Below are 317 nucleotides of genomic sequence, written 5' to 3' on the forward strand. Positions count from 1 at the left end.
CCCGCACCCCACTCCACCTTCCGCGACGGCACCCCCGCGTACAACGAACGCGGCAACACCCCCTCCCCCAACGCCAACACCATCTTCATCACACCCGCCACACCCGCAGCAGCCTGCGTATGACCGATGTTCGACTTCACCGACCCCAACCACAACGGACGATCCTCCGAACGCCCCTGCCCGTACACCGCCAACAACGCCTGCGCCTCGATCGGATCACCCAACTCCGTCCCCGTACCGTGCGCCTCCACCACATCCACATCAGCCGCCGACACACCCGCCGACACCAACGCCTGACCCAACACCCGCTGCTGCGA

At 66.6% G+C, this 317-nt stretch carries 1 protein-coding gene; it reads right to left on the bottom strand.

Features of this window, described 5'->3' with window-relative positions; genetic code table 11:
• The coding region (locus tag IA22_RS34685; protein WP_037660217.1) for a hypothetical protein at positions 1-317 on the bottom strand (317 nt) is incomplete at both ends.

The sequence above is a fragment of the Kitasatospora papulosa genome (assembly GCF_000717245.1).
Classification (GTDB): Bacteria; Actinomycetota; Actinomycetes; order Streptomycetales; family Streptomycetaceae; genus Streptomyces; species Streptomyces papulosus.